Origin of the sequence: Serratia sarumanii (assembly GCF_029962605.1) — a bacterium.
Lineage (GTDB): Bacteria > Pseudomonadota > Gammaproteobacteria > Enterobacterales > Enterobacteriaceae > Serratia > Serratia sarumanii.
Map to the genome: position 1 here is coordinate 2,575,356 of NZ_CP124750.1, position 16,070 is coordinate 2,591,425.

A 16,070-nucleotide genomic window follows, 5' to 3' on the forward strand; every position below is an offset into this window, starting at 1 on the left:
TTACTCGCGAGCCAGTTCGAACAGCCGCCGCGCCGCCGGAGTCAGCCCCAGCATGTGAATGCAGGCATGTACCATGCCCGGCAACCGTTCGCAGCGTACCGGCACGCCCGCCTCGCGCAGCCGCTGCGCATACTGCTCGGCCTCATCGCGCAGCGGATCATATTCGCAGCTCAGGATGGTGGCCGGCGGCAATCCGCGCAGCGTAGCGGCGTGCAGCGGTTCGGCGCCGGGATCGCGCCGCTGGGCCAGATACTGCTGCCAACAAAATACCATCGCATCGCGCGTCAGAAAGTACCCCTCGGCAAACTCGCAATAGCTCTTCGTCGTCATCTCGCGGCTGAGCGCCGGGTACAGCAGCAGCTGGCGCTCGATGTGCGGGCCGCCGCGATCCCGCGCCAGCAGCGCAACCGCCGCCGCCAGATTGCCTCCGGCGCTGTCGCCGCCCACCGCCAGGCGCTTCGCGTCGATCCCCAACTGCGGCGCCTGTTGCGCCACCCAGCAGAGCGCCCGATAGACATCTTCCAGCGGCTGCGGAAACGGGTATTCCGGCGCCAGACGATAGTCGACCGACAGGATCACCCGGCCGGTGGCGTTGGCCAGCGCCTGACAGGGACGATCGTACAGCGCCAGCGAACCGAGGCACCAACCGCCGCCGTGGGCGAACAGCATTGCCGGCTGCGCGGCGGCGCGGTTTTCCCCCGCCGGGAGATAGGCGCGCAGCGCGATCCGATACCCATCGGCGGCAACCACCGTAAAGTCCCTGACGCCGCCGCTCGGTTCCGCCTCGCCCTGCAGCTGGCGTAAACCGGTTTCCGTGGCCGCGCGCATTTCCGCCAGCGACGCGGGGGGCGGCGCATCGGCCGATGCCGTCAAAAAGGCGGCAATGCGTTCATCGAGCGGCATGTGGCTCTCCTGCCAGGAACGGCGTAATCAGTGCAATAAATTCCTCATGACACTCTTCGGTAATGAAATGCCCGCAGCCGGCGATCGTTTCGCCCCGCAGATCGTGCGCATTGCCCCGCAGCGTCGTCAGCGGCGCGTCGCCGGTGGCGTGCTCGGCCCCCACCGTCAACACCGGCATCGTCAGGGGCGTGGCGGCGCGTAGGCGGTTCTGCCGCACGGTCTCCGGGATCGCCCGGTAATAGTCGAACCCGGCGCGCAGGCCGCCCGGCGCTGAGTAAGCAGCGATATATACCTGCGCCGCCACCCGATCGCGCCGATAGGACCAGCGATTGAAGATATAGCCAAGATATTCCCGCTCACGCCCCTGGGTCAGGGTCTCCGGCAAATCCGCCAGCTGGTTGAACATGAAATGCCACAGGAAGATGTTCTCCTCCGGCGCGACGAAAATCGGCGGAGGCGGCGCCAGCCCGGGGATCACCGCCTCCGTGAGCACCAGACGCTCCACCGCCTGCGGGAAATCGCTCGCCATGGCGTAACCGATCCACATGCCGATGTCGTGGCCAACCAGTTGGTAACGTTCATGGCCCAGTTGCGTCATCATCGCGTGCAACGCCGCACCGACGCTGCCGGTGTCGTAGCCGCCAGCGGGCTTGTCGGAATCGCCGATGCCCGGCGGATCGACGGCGATCGCCTGAAAACCGGCCGCCGCCAGCGCTTGCATCACATGGCGCCAGGTGTACCAGGTTTGCGGCCAGCCGGGGATCAGCAGCACCGGCCGCCCTTCACCGGCCATCACGCAGTGAAGGCGCCGGCCGTTGACCTGGAGATAGACGTGTTCCGCCGCGAGATCCGCCAACGGGCTCTCGTTCTGTAGGTATTGCATGGGGTGACTCCCTGAAGGATTAGGCTCAGCGAATACCGAGCAACGCGTTGATTTGCTGTGGGTTGACCGGCGCGCCGGCGAAGTCGTCGAACACTTTATCGGTGACGCGGATAATGCGATCGCGGATGAAGGCTGCGCCTTCGCGTGCGCCATCCTGCGGATTTTTCAGGCAACATTCCCACTCCAGCGCCGCCCAGCCCGAATAACCGTACTGCGTCAGGCGCGAAAAGATGCCGTTGAAATCGACCTGGCCGTCGCCCAGCGAGCGGAAGCGGCCGGCGCGATCGATCCAGGATTGATAGCCGCCGTAAATACCCTGGCGCCCGGTCGGATTGAACTCGGCGTCCTTGACGTGGAACATGCCGATAACCTCTTTATAGATATCGATAAACTCCAGATAGTTGAGCTGCTGCAGCACCATATGGCTCGGATCGAACAGCACCCGGCAACGCGGATGATGGCCGACGCGCTCAAGAAACCTCTCGAACGTCACGCCGTCGTGCAGATCCTCGCTCGGATGAATTTCGTAACACAGGTTGATCCCCTGCTCGTCGCAGGCGTTAAGCACCGGCAGCCAGCGCCTGGCGAGCTCGTCGAACGCGGTGTCGATCAGCCCTTCCGGGCGCTGTGGGAACGGGAACAGATAGGGCCAGGCCAGCGAACCGGAAAAGGTGCCCAGCTCGCTGAGCCCGAGCCGCGCCGACGCCTTCACCGCCAGCAGCATTTGCTGCCGCGCCCACTCGCCGCGCGCCTGCGGATTGCCCTGCAGCGCCGGCGGCGCGAAGCTGTCAAACAGCGCATCGTAAGCCGGGTGTACCGCCATCAGCTGGCCGAAGATATGGCTGGTCAATTCGCTGACCACCAACCCCTGTTCCGCCAACATGCCGGTCAAATCATCGCAGTAGGTTTGGCTTTCCGCAGCGGTGGCCACGTCGAATAAACGCCGATCCCAGGCCGGGATCTGCAGCGCGCTAAAGCCGGTCTGCGCCGCCCACTCGGCAATGGCGGGCAGGCTGTTGAACGGCGCTGTCTCATCGCTGAACTGCGCGAGATGCAGGCTTGGACCTTTGAGGGTTTTCATCGTAAACTCCTATTGGTTGTCGATTGACAAACAATAGGAGCAAAGCGCGATGACCGCAAGCGAAATTTATAAAGACATTGGTATTCCCCGCCGATTTAAGCGATCCTATGTCGCTGAATGACAGGCAAATTGGAGCAGCGAATGGCAGGCAGACCGCGCGAGTTCGACCGCGAACAGGCGCTCTTGAAGGCGCGAAACTTATTCTGGCGACAGGGTTACGAAGGCACCTCGATGTCGGATCTGGTGGCGGAATTGGGCATTGCTTCCGCGCGCATCTACAAGGCGTTCGGCTCCAAAGAGCAACTGTTCCGCGAGGCGATCGCCAGTTATGAAACCGAGGAAGGTGGCTTCGCCGATCGCGCCTTCGCGCAGGAAAGCGGCATTCGCCCGGCGATCAAACGCCTGCTGGAAGACGCCGTGCGGCTCTACAGCCGGCCGGATCTGCCGCAGGGCTGCATGGTGGTCTCCTCCGCCGCCAGCGTCAGTGCGGAAAACGACGGGCTCAAAGTCTGGCTGGCTGAGCATCGGTTGCAGCGCACCCAGCAGATCGTCGAACGGCTGCGGCAGGCGGTGCAAGCCGGCGAACTGCCGGCCGGCACCGACGCCGACAGCCTGGGGGACTTTTTCGCGGTCTTCCTGCACGGCCTGTCGATTCAGGCGCGTGACGGCGTCACTGAAACACGACTGTTGGCGGCGGTAAAGGTGGCGCTGACGGCCCTGGGCGGCGCTTAATCTCCCGGCCGATCGGCAATCGCCAGCGCGCCTTCGCCGTAATCATGCTCTTCATCCTCAATGCGGCGCGCGCCCATGCGCAGCGCTTTGATGTTGGCCGCATCGACGGGTTGCAGATTATGCCCCGGCGTTCTGAGCCGCCGCCTCACGGCGCAACCACTGCCGCAGATTTTCGCCTTCCTGCGACAGTTCGCTATCCAGGCGAGCGCACAGGTAATAATCGCGGCCGTCGTCGATCGGCAGATCGAACATTTTGATTAACTCACCGCTCTCAAGGTAGTGGGCGATTAACGGCTCACGCATCAGCGCGCATCCCAATCCCGCCTGCACCGCCGCCAGCGTCAACAATCCGTCTTCGAACATCGGGCCGATACTGCGCAGCGGGCGTTTAACACCGGCCTGCTGAAACCATTGCATCCAGGTATTGCGCTCCTCGTCGTGCAGCAGCGGCAGCGTCGCCAGCTGATCCGGCGTATCGAGCAAACCGTGCAGTTTGCTGAATGCCCGGCTGCACACCGGCACCATTTGGCCGGACATCAGCTTTTCGCTGCGATAGCCGGTCCACTGCCCAACCCCGAAGCGGATCGACAGATCGGCGGCGTCGCTCAGGTAATTGCGGTGGTTGGCGTAAACCACATTGATGTCGATTTCCGGATTTTCGCGCAGAAAGCCGCGCAGCCGCGGAATGAACCAGCCCATGCCGAACAGCGGGATCAGGCTGATGGTGACCTGCCGCGACGCGGACTGCTCGCGCACGTGTTCGGTCGCCTGGCGCAGCACGTTAAACGCCGAGCGGATCGAGCGGTAATATTCCCGCCCCTCGCCGCGCAGCACCAGATGGCGCCCCTGCCTTTCGGTCAACGGCATCTGCAAGAATGCCTCCAGCGTTTTCAACTGATGGCTGACCGCCGAAGGCGAAATCATCAGCTCCTTCGCCGCCGCGCTGATGCTGCCCAGGCGCGCGATGGCCTCGAACGCCCGCACGGCGCGCAGCGGCGGATCGTTCGGCAGCATCGGCAACGGCTCATCATACTGTTCTGTTTTTTTCATATATCGATTGTTTTATGGAAGTCACGGAGAGAGAATTTATTTAATATACATAAAAATCAATAAATTAAAATTACTCGTTTTTTGTATAAGAAAGTATTTTTCCGTATTTTACAATTTTTTTAAATTCTCTACTGTGAGCCTCCTGACCCATTATCTCCGGACTCTCCTTATGGATACGCTGGTACAGCAGACCGTCAACGGTTTGATGCTCGGCAGCATCTATGCGCTGATCGCGCTCGGCTACACCATGGTGTACGGCATCCTGCGCATCATCAACTTCGCGCACGGCGACGTGCTGATGGTCGGGGCGCTCAGCGCGCTGTCGGCGATCGGCGTGTTGCAGCATCATTTTCCCGCGTTACCGCCCTACGCCACGCTGCTGCTGGCGGCCCTGTTCGCCATGGCCGTCTGCGCCATCACCTCGATGGCGATCGAACGTCTGGCCTATCGCCGGTTGCGCAATGCACCACGCCTGGCCCCGCTGATCAGCGGCATCGGCGTCTCGCTGCTGCTGCAAACCCTGGCGATGCTGATCTGGTCACGCAATCCCCTGATGTTTCCGCAGCTGTTACCGATGGCGCCCATCGCCCTGACCGCAGGCAGCGCCGAGCATGCGCCGGCGGTGATCACCGGCACTGCGATCGTCACGCTGGCGGTGGCCGTGGCGGTCATGGCCGGCCTCTGGCTGCTGGTCGAACACAGCCGTTTCGGCCGCGCCATGCGCGCCACGGCGGAAAACCCGCAGGTCGCCGGCCTGATGGGCATCAGTCCTGACCGCATCATCGTTCTGACCTTTGCGCTCGGCGGCGCGCTGGCGGCGGTAGCCGGCATCATGATGGCCAGCAACTACGGCAACGCCGGTTTCTCGATGGGCTTTCTGCCCGGCATCAAAGCCTTTACCGCCGCCGTGCTCGGCGGCATCGGCAACCTGCGCGGCGCGATGCTCGGCGGTTTGCTGCTGGGGCTGTTCGAATCGCTGGGCACCGGCTATCTCGGCGAGCTGACCGGCGGCGTATTCGGCAGCAACTACCAGGACGTCTTCGCGTTTCTGGTGCTGATCGCCGTACTGGTTTTCCGCCCTTCCGGGCTGTTGGGCGAACGCATCGCCACGCGCGCATAAGGACATCACGATGACCGTTTTAACTTCCACGCTTCCCCTGGCCACGCCTCGGCGCGCCAGGCTGGGGCTGACGCTGTTCATTCTCGCCCTGCTGCTGGCGCCCTGGGTTGCGGGCGCCGCCGGCGGCAACTACTGGGTGCGCGTCGTCGACTTCGCGCTGCTGTACCTGATGCTGGCGCTCGGGCTGAACATCGTGGTGGGCATGACCGGCTTGCTGGACATGGGCTTTATCGCTTTTTACGCCATTGGCGCCTATCTGGCCGCGCTGCTGTCGTCACCGCATCTGACGCAGCAGTTCCCGCTGCTGCTGCAGTGGTTCCCCGACGGGCTTCATCTGTCGATGCTGTGGCTGATCCCGCTGGCGGCGCTGCTGGCGGCCGTGTGCGGCATTCTGCTTGGCGCGCCGACGCTGCGGCTGCGCGGCGACTATCTGGCGATCGTCACGCTCGGTTTCGGCGAGATCGTACGTATTTTGATGCGCAATCTCGATCGCCCGGTCAACCTCACCAACGGCCCCAAAGGCATTTCCGGCATCGAGCCGGTCAGCCTGTTCGGCCTGAAGTTTTCCGGCATGCATGAGTGGTTCGGCGTGCGTTTCTCCGGCCTGTACCTCTATTACTACCTGTTCGCCGCCCTGCTGCTGGCGATCCTGTTTATCAGCCTGCGGCTGCAAAATTCGCGCATCGGCCGCGCGTGGACGGCGATCCGCGAAGACGAGGACGCCGCGCGGGCGATGGGCATCAACACCCGCAACTTCAAGTTGCTGGCCTTTGCCATCGGCGCCACCTTCGGCGGCGTGGCCGGCGCGCTGTTCGCCGCGTTTCAGGGCTTCGTGTCGCCGGAATCGTTCACCCTACAGGAGTCGATCGCCGTTCTGGCGATGGTGGTGCTCGGCGGCATGGGGCACATCCCCGGGGTGATCCTGGGCGCGCTGCTGCTGGCCGCCCTGCCGGAGCTGCTGCGCAGCAGCATGGGGCCGCTACAGCAGGCGCTGTTCGGCCAGGTGCTGATCGACCCGGAAATCATTCGCCAACTGTTTTACGGCCTGGCGCTGATCCTGGTGATGCTGTATCGCCCGGCGGGCCTGTGGCCGGCACGCCATATAAGGGGGAACGCCGCATGACGCCTTTGCTCGCTTTAAATCACGTCAGCAAACGCTTCGGCGGCCTGACGGCGGTGGATGACGTCAGCATGAGCATCCGCCAGGGGGAAATCTACGGCCTGATCGGGCCGAACGGCGCCGGTAAGACCACCTGCTTCAATCTGATCACCGGTCTGTATCGCGCCGACGCGGGCGAATTCCGCCTGTCGGGCCAGCGCTATAGGCCCCAGGCGATCGATAAAGTGGCGCAGGCCGGCATCGCCCGCACCTTCCAGAACCTGCGGCTGTTCAACGAAATGAGCGTGCTGGAAAACGTGATGGTCGGCTGCCACGTGCGCACCCGCAACGGCCTGTGGGCGGCGATCGCCCGCCACCGCCGCGCCAGGGAGGAGGAACAGGCGGTGCGCGATAAGTCCCATGCGCTGCTGGAGTACGTCGGCATCGGCCAATTCGCCTATTACCGCGCCGGCGATCTCGCCTATGGTCATCAGCGCCGCCTGGAGATCGCCCGCGCGCTGGCGACCGAACCCCGGCTGCTGGCGCTGGACGAACCGGCGGCCGGCATGAACGCCGGAGAAAAAGTGGCGCTGCGCGAGCTGCTGCTGCGCATTCGCGACAGCGGCAAAACGCTGCTGTTGATCGAACACGACGTCAAGCTGGTGATGGGCCTGTGCGATCGCCTTACGGTGCTGGACTACGGCAAAGCGATCGCCGAAGGCGAACCGGCGCAGGTTCGGCGTGAACCGGCGGTCATTCAGGCCTATCTGGGAGGTGGCGCGCATGTCTGAAGCCCTGCTGAGCGTTAAACGACTCAAAGTGTCCTACGGCGGCATTCATGCGGTCAAAGGCATCGATTTTACGGTCAACGCCGGCGAACAGGTCACGCTGATCGGCGCCAACGGCGCGGGCAAGACCTCCAGCCTGCGGGCGCTGACCGGGCTGCAACCGTTCGAGGGCGACATTCTGTTCGACGGCCGTTCGATTCGCGGCATGGCGCCGCACCGCTTGCTGCAACAGGGGCTGGTGATGGTGCCGGAAGGTCGCGGCATTTTCACCCGCCTGACGGTGCGAGAAAACCTGCAGCTGGGCGCCTATGCGCGGCGTGACAAACCGGCGGTACGGCACGATTTCGAACGAGTATGCGCCACCTTCCCGCGCCTGAACGAGCGCCTGAACCAACCGGCCGGGCTGCTTTCGGGCGGCGAGCAGCAGATGGTGGCGATGGGCCGTGCGCTGCTCAGCCGCCCGCGCCTGTTGATATTGGACGAGCCGTCGATGGGGCTGGCGCCGATTGTGGTGGAGGCCATTTTTTCGGTCATCAAACAGCTGGCACGTGACGGCGTCACGCTATTGCTGGTCGAGCAAAACGCCCGCCTGGCGCTGGAATCCACCGATCGCGCCTATGTGCTGGACAGCGGCAGCCTAAGCCACAGCGGCCGCTCCGCCGACATGCTGGACGATGAAAAAATCAAACAGATCTATTTGGGTGAATAACCGTTGTTACCTTTAACCGCACCAGGAGTATGACATGCAGCAGAACTTTCGCATCAAGCCGTTGGCGCTGGCCGCCATGACGATGATCCTGAGCCTCCCGGCGCTGGCGGACGACACCGTGCTGATCGGCCTGGCCGGGCCGCTGACCGGCCCTTCCGCGCGCATCGGCAAAGATCTCGAAAACGGCGCGCGGCTGGCGATCGCCGACGCCAACGCGCAAAAGCCGACGCTGAACGGCAAACCGGTCACCTTCAAATTGCTGTCCGAGGACGATCAGTCCGATCCGCGCACCGCCGTGGCCGTCGCGCAGCGTTTGGTCGACGAAGGCGTCGCCGGCGTGGTCGGCCACTGGAACACCGGCACCAGCATCCCGGCGGCACGCATCTATCACGACGCCGGCATCGCCCAAGTGGCGCCGGTCGCCACCGGCCACGGCTACACGCAACAAGGCTTTGACACCAGCTTCCGCGTGATGGGCCATGACGACGACGGCGGCAACTATGCCGGGCAGTATGCGGTGAAAACGCTGAAAGCCCAGCGCATCGCGGTGATCGACGATCGCACCGCCTTCGGCCAGGGCCTGGCGGACGAGTTCATCAAATCGCTGCAGGCCCAGGGCGTGCAGCCGGTCACCCGCGAATACGTCGACGACAAGACCGTCGATTTCAGCGCCGTGCTGACCACCGTGCGCAGCAAAAACGCCGATCTGATCTTCTTCGGCGGCGTGGACTCCCAGGCGGCACCGCTGGCGCGCAAACTGAAACAGCTGGGCATGAACGCGCAGCTGATGGGCGCAGGCGGCTTTGTCAGCCAGACCTTCCTGACGCTGGCGCAGCGTGAAGGCGAAGGCGTCGTCGCGCTGGAGCCGGGGCTGCCGCTGGAACAGATGCCGGGCGGCAAGGCGTTTGAACAAGCCTACCACGACCGTTACCACACCCACATCGAACTGCATGCGCCCTTCGCCTACGACGCCACCCGGGTGCTGATCGCCGCCATCGAACAGGCCGGCTCGGCCAATCCGGCCGATTACCTGCCGAAACTGCGCGCCATCCATTATCAGGGCGTGACCGGCGCCATCGCCTTCGATGCGCAGGGCAACCTGCAACAGCCGAGCTTCACCCTGTACCGGGTAGTGGACGGCAAATGGCAGCCGCAAACCGTGTTGGGCGGCACCAAACCACAATAAATCAAGAGGAGCAAGGCGATGAGCTGTGCAAACAACGAGTTGGGCATTTTGGCCCGCAGAAAGATCGAAGCGGAGATCATCAAACCGATCTACCAGATCCTGGTGCGTGAAATCGGCAAGGCGCGCGCTCAGGCCGTGATCGGCGAAGCCATCGAGAACGCCGCCATCGAGGCGGGCAAACGGTTCGCCGCACAGGAACCGAACGGCGCGGATCTGCGCAGCTTCGCCGCCTTGCAGTACCTGTGGGAAAAAGACGACGCGCTGCGCGTTGAGGTGATCAACCAGGACGAACAACACTTCGACTATAACGTCACCCGCTGCCGCTACGCCGAGATGTACCACGAGATGGGGCTGGGGGAAATCGGCCACCTGCTCTCCTGCGCGCGCGACAGCCAGTTTATCGTCGGCTATGCGCCGGAGGTCGAGCTGCAGCGCAGCCAAACCATCATGTCCGGCGCCCCCTGCTGCGATTTCCGCTACACCGCCAAAACGCCGGGAGAAGAACAATGATGTATCGGGTCAACGGCGAGCGCCTGTGGCAAAGCCTGCACGCGATGGCGCAGTTCGGCGCCATCGCCGACAACGGCGTCACCCGCCTGGCGCTCAGCGAAGAGGATCGCCAGGCGCGCGACCAGCTGCGCCTGTGGGCGCTGGAGGCCGGTTGCAGCGTGCGCGTCGATCGAATGGGCAACATGTTCCTGCGCCGTGAAGGTTCGCGGCCCGAGCTGGCGCCGGTGGTCACCGGTTCTCACGGCGACTCGCAGCCCCGCGGTGGCCGTTTCGACGGCATCTACGGCGTGCTGGCCGGATTGGAGGTGATTCGCAGCCTTAACGATCGGCAGATCGTCACCGAACGCGCAATTGAAGTGATCAACTGGACCAACGAAGAAGGCGCTCGCTTCGCGCCGGCGATGATCGCCTCCGGCGTGTTCGCCGGGGTCTTCGAGCTGGAATACGGTCTGACGCGCCGCGACGAGCACGGCGTCAGCCTCGGCGACGCGCTGGAACGCATCGGCTACGCCGGCGAACACCCGGTGGGCGGCACGCCGATCCATGCCGCCTTCGAGCTGCACATCGAACAGGGGCCGATTCTGGAAGCGGAGCACCTCGACATCGGCGTGGTAACCGCCGCACAGGGGCAGCGCTGGTACGAGCTGGAGGTCGTCGGCTTCAGCGCCCACGCAGGCACCACGCCGATGGATCGCCGCCGCGACGCCCTGCTGGGCTTCACCGAGCTGGTGACGGCGGTCAACCGCATCGGCTGGGATTTCGCGCCCGACGCGCGCGCCACGGTGGGCATGGCGCAAATTACCCCCAATTCACGCAACGTGGTGCCGGGCCGGGTCTTTTTCAGCGTCGAATTCCGCCATCCGCAGGAGTCAATTCTGGAACAGATGGAGCAGCGCCTGCTGGCGGCGGTAAACCACGTCAACGGCGGCGGCCTAACCGCTCGCGCCGAGCGCATTTTCCAGTATCCCCCGATCGCTTTTGATCGGGGCTGCATCGACAGCGTACGTCATGCCGCGCAAGCGTTGGGCTACCGCCATCGTGACATGATTTCCGGCGCCGGCCACGATGCCTGTTACCTTAACCGCGTCGCCCCAACCGCCATGATTTTCATTCCCTGCGTGGACGGCATCAGCCACAACGAGCGGGAAGACATCACCCCCGCCTGGGCAACCGCCGGCGCCGAGGTGTTGCTGAACGCCCTGCTGGCGCACGCCGGCGCCTGATCCCCGCCCCGGTTTTCGCCGGGGCAAAAAATATTCAACAAAACGGTTGAATATTAGCCCGCCTGTTCTATATTCAACCATATGGTTGAATTATCTTCCTCACAGCTGGACGCCATTTTTCATGCGCTGGCCGACCCGACCCGCCGCTCGATGTTGCGTGCGCTGGCCGGCGGTGAGCGCAGCATCGGCGAACTGGCCGCGCCGCTGCAGATGTCGTTCGCCGGCGCCTCCAAGCACGTGAAAGCACTGGAACATGCGGGCCTGGTGCAACGCACCGTGCAAGGAAGAAACCATATCTGCCGGCTCGAACCCGAGCCTATGGCGCAGGCCATGCACTGGCTGCAAACCTATGAACATTTCTGGACTGAACGGCTGGATGCGCTCGAACAGGCGCTGCTGCAGCCCGAACAGCTTCCTCCCAAGGAGTGAACCATGAATGATTACGGCATGATTATCGAACCCGGTACGCTGCGCATCCAGCGGCTGCTGCCCGGCCCCATCGAGCGGGTGTGGGCTTACCTGACCGAATCCGACAAGCGCGCCACCTGGCTGGCGGCCGGCGCCATGACGTTGGAGAACGGCGCGCCGCTGGAGCTGGAATTTCGCAACTCCGATCTGGCGGGCGAGCACGAACCCCCGCCGGCCAAGTACAAACAGCACGGCGGCTGCGTCAGCAACCGCGGCCACATCACCTGCCTGTTCCCGCCGCGCCTGCTGAGCTTTACCTGGGCCGAACAGGATCAGGGTCGCCCTTCCGAGGTGACCTTCGAACTGACGGAACAGGGAAGCGCCGTGCTGCTGACGGTCACCCACCGGCGCTTGGCCAACCGCGACGAGATGCTCAGCGTCGCCGGCGGCTGGCACACCCATCTGGATATCCTGCTGGATCGTCTGCACGATCGGGCACCGCAGCCGTTCTGGAGCACCCATGCCCGGCTGGAAGAAGAGTACCGCGCCCGCCTGTAATTACGACTCGTCCCTGCGCCTGAACGCCAGATAACCGGCGATCAGCGTAAAACTGCCGACCAGCAACACCAGCAGGATAAAACCGTGGTGATTGCTGGCCAGCGGGATCCCCCCCACGTTCATGCCGAAGAAACCGGCGACGATATTGATCGGCAGCGCCAGCACGGTGATTACCGTCAGCGTGTAGAGCGTGCGGTTGTTCTGCTCCATCAGCTTGGCGCCCAGCTCCTCCTGCAGCAGCCGGATGCGTTCGGTCAGGCTGGCGAGATCGTTCAACACCACGGTGAACTCTTCGGTAAACTGCCGCAGATCCTGCACCACCTCACGGCTCAGCCAGGTCGGCGGCCGGTTCAACAGGCGAAACAGCGCGGCCGGTTCGGGCGCCAACAGGCGCTGAAAGCGCAGCAGCATGCGGCGCATGCGCCCCAGCTCGGTGCGATTGCGTTTGACGCGGCGGGTCAGCAGGCGATCCTCGATGGTATCGACATACTGGTTGGCCTGCCGCACCACCTGCTCCAGCACGTCCTCCTGCTCTTCCAGCAGGTGCGCCAGCAGTTCGGTAGACGAGGCCAGCTGCAGCGCCGTCAGGCGGCCGAGCAGCCGTTCAATCAGCCGCACCGGTTTATGGCGCACGGTCACCACCAGCCCGCGGCAGCAATAGAGCCACAGCGTCGCCGTTTCCGGGTTGCTGTCCTCGGGGTGGAAGATCACATCGTTGAGCACCGCGAACAGATCGTCGCCCTGGCGCTCAATGCGCGTGGTGTGCGAACCGTGGCGAATCTCGTGGAAGAAAAAATCGGAAATGGCAAAATGATTTTTCAACCATTTCTCCGCCGCCGCGTGGTTGAGATTGAGGTGCAGCCAGATAAAACCGTCGCCGGGCGGCAACGTCTGGTAGGCCTGGCAGACCTGCTGCGAGTTCAGGCGCCTCGGCGGCTCACCGGAACGAAACACATGGCCGTAGATCAGCCCGGTCACTTCATCATCAAAATCCAGCTTGTGCATCTTTTCCGCTAACCGTTGCACCATAACGCCCTATCCTGCCTGTTGCCGTTAACCCAAGACCGTCCCCGCTGTTATAACAATCTTTATTTATCGGCGTTAATGATTTTCGCCGTTCCCGATGATTAATATTTTCGTCATAAAAAAGCCACATTCATTCAGAATACTTTTCAGGCGACAGCTACCGCATCCAATCCTCTCAGGAAGGTCATTATGAGCGATAACAGCGCCGTTCAACCGGACATGCCGGCCGCCTCCAGCCTGCCCAAACTGCATCAAAAGAACAGTCGACTCACTGTTCTTTTTTTTATGTTCTTATTAATTCTGGGGATCGCGTTCGCCGGGGTGAACTTATTTAACGACGTCAGCGACGCCGGCGCCGTCTATACCAGTTACGTTCCGTTTTTATTATTGGGGCTGGCGCTATTGATTGCGCTGGGCTTTGAATTCGTCAACGGCTTCCACGATACCGCCAATGCGGTCGCAACGGTGATTTACACCCACTCGCTTTCGCCGATGGTCGCCGTGGTGTGGTCCGGTTTCTTCAACTTTCTCGGCGTGTTGCTCTCCAGCGGCGTGGTGGCCTTCGGCATCATTTCGCTGCTGCCGGTCGAGCTGATCCTGCAGGCCGGCACCGGCAACGGTTTCGCCATGGTGTACGCCCTGCTGTTCTCCGCCATCATCTGGAACCTCGGCACCTGGTGGCTCGGGCTGCCCGCCTCGTCGTCGCATACGCTGATCGGCTCGATTATCGGCGTCGGCGTAGCCAACGCCCTGATCCACGGCCGCACCGGCACCAGCGGCGTGGACTGGGGCCAGGCGATCAAGGTGGGCTACGCGCTGCTGCTGTCGCCGGTGATCGGCTTCGTGTTCGCCGGCCTGCTGCTGCTGGCGCTGAAGCTGTTCGTCAAGAACCGCCAGCTGTACAGCGCCCCTAAGGGCAATACCCCGCCGCCGCTGTGGATCCGCGGGCTGCTGATCCTCACCTGCACCGGCGTTTCCTTCGCCCACGGCTCCAACGACGGCCAGAAAGGCATGGGCCTTATCATGCTGATCCTGGTGGGCACCATGCCGATCGCCTACGCCCTGAACCGTTCGATGCCACCGGAGCAGATTCCCCGGGTGGCGGCGCTGGCGGAGGTGACCCAAAACCAGCTGCTGCGCCAGTTCCCGGCCGGCGGCCAAACGCCGCCGCGCGAGGTGCTGACCGGCTATGTGCGCACCAGCGAGCTGACGCCGGAGGTGGTGCCGGCGTTGGCGCAGCTGGCCGGCGCGATCGGCGATCAAATCCGTCAGTACGGCTCGGTCGACAAGATCCCGGCGCAGGCGGTGTCGAACACCCGCAACGACATGTATCTGGCGTCCGAGACCATCAAGCACCTGAAGGCAGAGCATCAGCTGCAGATCAATCCCGACGCGCAGCGCAACCTCGACGCGCTGAAGGGCGAACTCGACAACGCCACCCGCTTCATTCCCTTCTGGGTGAAGGTGGTGGTGGCGATTGCGCTGGGGCTCGGCACCATGGTCGGCTGGCGCCGCATCGTGGTGACGGTGGGCGAAAAGATCGGTAAATCGCACCTGACCTACGCCCAGGGCGCCAGCGCCGAACTGGTGGCAATGACCACCATCGGCGCGGCCGACGCCTTCGGCTTGCCGGTTTCGACCACGCACGTCCTGTCGTCCGGCATCGCCGGCACCATGGCCGCCAACCGCTCCGGGCTGCAGATGGCCACCCTGCGCAATCTGCTGATGGCCTGGGTGCTAACCCTGCCGGCCTCGGTGCTGCTGTCGGCGGTGCTGTACTGGATCTTCAACCATTTCTAACACCGGGCCGATACGGAGAAAATCTGATGACCATGCATGAAGTCAACCGCGATGACGGTTTCAACCAGCGCCTGCTGCAAGAGTTTTACGACAGCTACGACGAAGAGCTGGAAATGGAGCTGGACGACCTGCGCTTCGACGCGGCAGAAGTCGACAGCGACGCGAAAAAAGCCTGGCGCAAGCAGTACTTCCGCGAGTTGCTGCGCCTGCAGGGCGAGCTGGTGAAGCTGCAGGATTGGGTGATGCGCACCGGCCACCGGCTGGTGATCATCTTCGAAGGCCGCGACGCCGCCGGCAAGGGCGGCGTGATCAAGCGCATCACCCAGCGTCTCAACCCGCGCACCTGCCGCGTGGCGGCGCTGCCGGCGCCGAACGATCGCGAACGCACCCAGTGGTATTTTCAGCGTTATATCGCGCATCTGCCGGCCGCCGGCGAAATGGTGCTGTTCGACCGCAGCTGGTATAACCGCGCCGGCGTGGAGCGCGTGATGGGCTTTTGCAACGACGAAGAGTATGAGGAGTTTTTCCGCAGCGTGCCGGAATTCGAAAAAATGCTGACGCGCAGCGGCATCCAAATCGTCAAATACTGGTTTTCAATCACCGATGAGGAGCAGGAGCTGCGTTTCCTCAGCCGCATTCACGATCCGCTCAAGCAGTGGAAGCTCAGCCCAATGGATCTGGAAAGCCGCCGCCGCTGGGAGGATTACACCGAGGCCAAAGAAATCATGTTAGCGCGCACTAACATTGCCGAAGCGCCCTGGTGGGTGGTTCAGGGCGTCGACAAGAAAAAGGCCCGTCTGAACTGCATCACCCACCTGTTGCAGCAGGTGCCTTATGAGGAAGCCGAAGGCAACGTCATCACGCTACCGCAGCGCAAACGCAGCCCGGAATACCACCGTAGCCCGGTGCCGGACAACATGGTGGTGCCGGAAATCTACTGATCTTAGCGCAGAGAGGCGGCTACAGCTTCTCTGCACTAATACAACGCTTTGAT

At 63.1% G+C, this 16,070-nt stretch carries 18 protein-coding genes; 12 read left to right on the forward strand and 6 right to left on the reverse strand.

The window, feature by feature from the left end; translation table 11 throughout:
• The 3 genes from SSARUM_RS12230 to SSARUM_RS12240 are packed head-to-tail and all read right to left on the reverse strand — an operon-like array spanning position 1 to position 2,867.
• Positions 1–903, reverse strand: a complete 903-nt coding sequence (locus SSARUM_RS12230) for an alpha/beta hydrolase (protein ID WP_033648397.1) — start codon at positions 901–903, stop codon at positions 1–3.
• Positions 890–1,786: an alpha/beta fold hydrolase gene (locus SSARUM_RS12235; RefSeq protein ID WP_033648398.1), complete on the reverse strand. Its 897-nt coding sequence runs from the start codon at positions 1,784–1,786 to the stop codon at positions 890–892. The genes SSARUM_RS12230 and SSARUM_RS12235 overlap by 14 nt, the downstream gene beginning before the upstream one ends.
• Positions 1,787–1,811: 25 nt before the next feature.
• On the reverse strand, positions 1,812–2,867 hold the full coding sequence (locus SSARUM_RS12240; protein ID WP_033648399.1) for a sugar phosphate isomerase/epimerase family protein: 1,056 nt from the start codon (positions 2,865–2,867) through the stop codon (positions 1,812–1,814).
• Positions 2,868–3,008: 141 nt separating this feature from the next.
• On the opposite strand from SSARUM_RS12240, the gene SSARUM_RS12245 reads away from it, so the two are divergent.
• A complete protein-coding gene (locus SSARUM_RS12245; RefSeq protein WP_033648400.1) occupies positions 3,009–3,599 on the forward strand; it encodes a TetR/AcrR family transcriptional regulator in 591 nt (196 codons plus the stop codon).
• Here SSARUM_RS12245 and SSARUM_RS12250 read toward each other — a convergent pair.
• Together SSARUM_RS12250 and SSARUM_RS12255 are read right to left on the reverse strand one after the other, a co-directional pair.
• Positions 3,596–3,748 (reverse strand): hypothetical protein, encoded by a 153-nt coding sequence (locus tag SSARUM_RS12250; RefSeq protein WP_176221819.1) that lies wholly within the window; start codon positions 3,746–3,748, stop codon positions 3,596–3,598. The genes SSARUM_RS12245 and SSARUM_RS12250 overlap by 4 nt on opposite strands.
• Complete coding sequence (locus SSARUM_RS12255; RefSeq protein WP_033648401.1) at positions 3,717–4,649, reverse strand: LysR substrate-binding domain-containing protein; 933 nt, start codon at positions 4,647–4,649, stop codon at positions 3,717–3,719. The genes SSARUM_RS12250 and SSARUM_RS12255 overlap by 32 nt, the downstream gene beginning before the upstream one ends.
• Before the next feature lie 169 nt (positions 4,650–4,818).
• On the opposite strand from SSARUM_RS12255, the gene SSARUM_RS12260 reads away from it, so the two are divergent.
• The 9 genes from SSARUM_RS12260 to SSARUM_RS12300 all read left to right on the forward strand — a co-directional run bounded on the left by SSARUM_RS12260 (position 4,819) and on the right by SSARUM_RS12300 (position 12,250).
• Complete coding sequence (locus SSARUM_RS12260) at positions 4,819–5,769, forward strand: branched-chain amino acid ABC transporter permease (RefSeq protein ID WP_033653093.1); 951 nt, start codon at positions 4,819–4,821, stop codon at positions 5,767–5,769.
• Between the two features lie 10 nt (positions 5,770–5,779).
• A complete protein-coding gene (locus SSARUM_RS12265) occupies positions 5,780–6,892 on the forward strand; it encodes an ABC transporter permease subunit (RefSeq protein WP_060430122.1) in 1,113 nt (370 codons plus the stop codon).
• Positions 6,889–7,659, forward strand: coding sequence for an ABC transporter ATP-binding protein (locus tag SSARUM_RS12270; RefSeq protein WP_043147515.1), 771 nt, complete (start codon positions 6,889–6,891; stop codon positions 7,657–7,659). The genes SSARUM_RS12265 and SSARUM_RS12270 overlap by 4 nt, the downstream gene beginning before the upstream one ends.
• Positions 7,652–8,365, forward strand: a complete 714-nt coding sequence (locus tag SSARUM_RS12275; protein ID WP_033648405.1) for an ABC transporter ATP-binding protein — start codon at positions 7,652–7,654, stop codon at positions 8,363–8,365. The genes SSARUM_RS12270 and SSARUM_RS12275 overlap by 8 nt, the downstream gene beginning before the upstream one ends.
• 76 nt (positions 8,366–8,441) lie before the next feature.
• Positions 8,442–9,551: a branched-chain amino acid ABC transporter substrate-binding protein gene (locus SSARUM_RS12280; RefSeq protein WP_369819440.1), complete on the forward strand. Its 1,110-nt coding sequence runs from the start codon at positions 8,442–8,444 to the stop codon at positions 9,549–9,551.
• A gap of 18 nt (positions 9,552–9,569) precedes the next feature.
• Positions 9,570–10,061, forward strand: coding sequence for an L-2-amino-thiazoline-4-carboxylic acid hydrolase (locus tag SSARUM_RS12285; protein ID WP_033634625.1), 492 nt, complete (start codon positions 9,570–9,572; stop codon positions 10,059–10,061).
• Positions 10,058–11,284: a Zn-dependent hydrolase gene (locus tag SSARUM_RS12290; RefSeq protein WP_060430124.1), complete on the forward strand. Its 1,227-nt coding sequence runs from the start codon at positions 10,058–10,060 to the stop codon at positions 11,282–11,284. The genes SSARUM_RS12285 and SSARUM_RS12290 overlap by 4 nt, the downstream gene beginning before the upstream one ends.
• 81 nt (positions 11,285–11,365) lie before the next feature.
• A complete protein-coding gene (locus SSARUM_RS12295) occupies positions 11,366–11,713 on the forward strand; it encodes an ArsR/SmtB family transcription factor (RefSeq protein ID WP_004938187.1) in 348 nt (115 codons plus the stop codon).
• Positions 11,714–11,716: 3 nt separating this feature from the next.
• The gene (locus SSARUM_RS12300; protein WP_038880195.1) at positions 11,717–12,250 is read left to right on the forward strand and encodes an SRPBCC family protein; all 534 of its coding nucleotides are present in this window, start codon (positions 11,717–11,719) and stop codon (positions 12,248–12,250) included.
• On the opposite strand, the gene SSARUM_RS12305 is transcribed toward SSARUM_RS12300, so the two are convergent.
• Positions 12,251–13,279 carry a transporter gene (locus SSARUM_RS12305; RefSeq protein WP_033653089.1) on the reverse strand — a complete coding sequence of 343 codons (1,029 nt, stop codon included), beginning with the start codon at positions 13,277–13,279 and terminating at the stop codon, positions 12,251–12,253. It abuts the gene before it with no gap.
• 186 nt (positions 13,280–13,465) lie between these two features.
• On the opposite strand from SSARUM_RS12305, the gene SSARUM_RS12310 reads away from it, so the two are divergent.
• Both SSARUM_RS12310 and ppk2 read left to right on the forward strand, forming a co-directional pair.
• The gene (locus tag SSARUM_RS12310) at positions 13,466–15,076 is read left to right on the forward strand and encodes an inorganic phosphate transporter (RefSeq protein WP_033648409.1); all 1,611 of its coding nucleotides are present in this window, start codon (positions 13,466–13,468) and stop codon (positions 15,074–15,076) included.
• 26 nt (positions 15,077–15,102) lie between these two features.
• Positions 15,103–16,017: a polyphosphate kinase 2 gene (ppk2, locus tag SSARUM_RS12315; RefSeq protein WP_033648410.1), complete on the forward strand. Its 915-nt coding sequence runs from the start codon at positions 15,103–15,105 to the stop codon at positions 16,015–16,017.
• The last annotated feature ends 53 nt before the right edge of the window (positions 16,018–16,070 follow it).

Coding starts and splice junctions, on each gene's coding strand:
- SSARUM_RS12240 (WP_033648399.1), bottom strand. CDS start 2,867: ATGAAAACCCTCAAAGGTCCAAGCCTGCATCTCGCGCAGTTCAGCGAT.
- SSARUM_RS12295 (WP_004938187.1), top strand. CDS start 11,366: ATGGTTGAATTATCTTCCTCACAGCTGGACGCCATTTTTCATGCGCTG.
- SSARUM_RS12260 (WP_033653093.1), top strand. CDS start 4,819: ATGGATACGCTGGTACAGCAGACCGTCAACGGTTTGATGCTCGGCAGC.
- SSARUM_RS12270 (WP_043147515.1), top strand. CDS start 6,889: ATGACGCCTTTGCTCGCTTTAAATCACGTCAGCAAACGCTTCGGCGGC.
- SSARUM_RS12255 (WP_033648401.1), bottom strand. CDS start 4,649: ATGAAAAAAACAGAACAGTATGATGAGCCGTTGCCGATGCTGCCGAAC.
- SSARUM_RS12265 (WP_060430122.1), top strand. CDS start 5,780: ATGACCGTTTTAACTTCCACGCTTCCCCTGGCCACGCCTCGGCGCGCC.
- SSARUM_RS12300 (WP_038880195.1), top strand. CDS start 11,717: ATGAATGATTACGGCATGATTATCGAACCCGGTACGCTGCGCATCCAG.
- SSARUM_RS12285 (WP_033634625.1), top strand. CDS start 9,570: ATGAGCTGTGCAAACAACGAGTTGGGCATTTTGGCCCGCAGAAAGATC.
- SSARUM_RS12245 (WP_033648400.1), top strand. CDS start 3,009: ATGGCAGGCAGACCGCGCGAGTTCGACCGCGAACAGGCGCTCTTGAAG.
- SSARUM_RS12310 (WP_033648409.1), top strand. CDS start 13,466: ATGAGCGATAACAGCGCCGTTCAACCGGACATGCCGGCCGCCTCCAGC.
- SSARUM_RS12235 (WP_033648398.1), bottom strand. CDS start 1,786: ATGCAATACCTACAGAACGAGAGCCCGTTGGCGGATCTCGCGGCGGAA.
- ppk2 (WP_033648410.1), top strand. CDS start 15,103: ATGACCATGCATGAAGTCAACCGCGATGACGGTTTCAACCAGCGCCTG.
- SSARUM_RS12290 (WP_060430124.1), top strand. CDS start 10,058: ATGATGTATCGGGTCAACGGCGAGCGCCTGTGGCAAAGCCTGCACGCG.
- SSARUM_RS12305 (WP_033653089.1), bottom strand. CDS start 13,279: ATGGTGCAACGGTTAGCGGAAAAGATGCACAAGCTGGATTTTGATGAT.
- SSARUM_RS12280 (WP_369819440.1), top strand. CDS start 8,442: ATGACGATGATCCTGAGCCTCCCGGCGCTGGCGGACGACACCGTGCTG.
- SSARUM_RS12275 (WP_033648405.1), top strand. CDS start 7,652: ATGTCTGAAGCCCTGCTGAGCGTTAAACGACTCAAAGTGTCCTACGGC.
- SSARUM_RS12230 (WP_033648397.1), bottom strand. CDS start 903: ATGCCGCTCGATGAACGCATTGCCGCCTTTTTGACGGCATCGGCCGAT.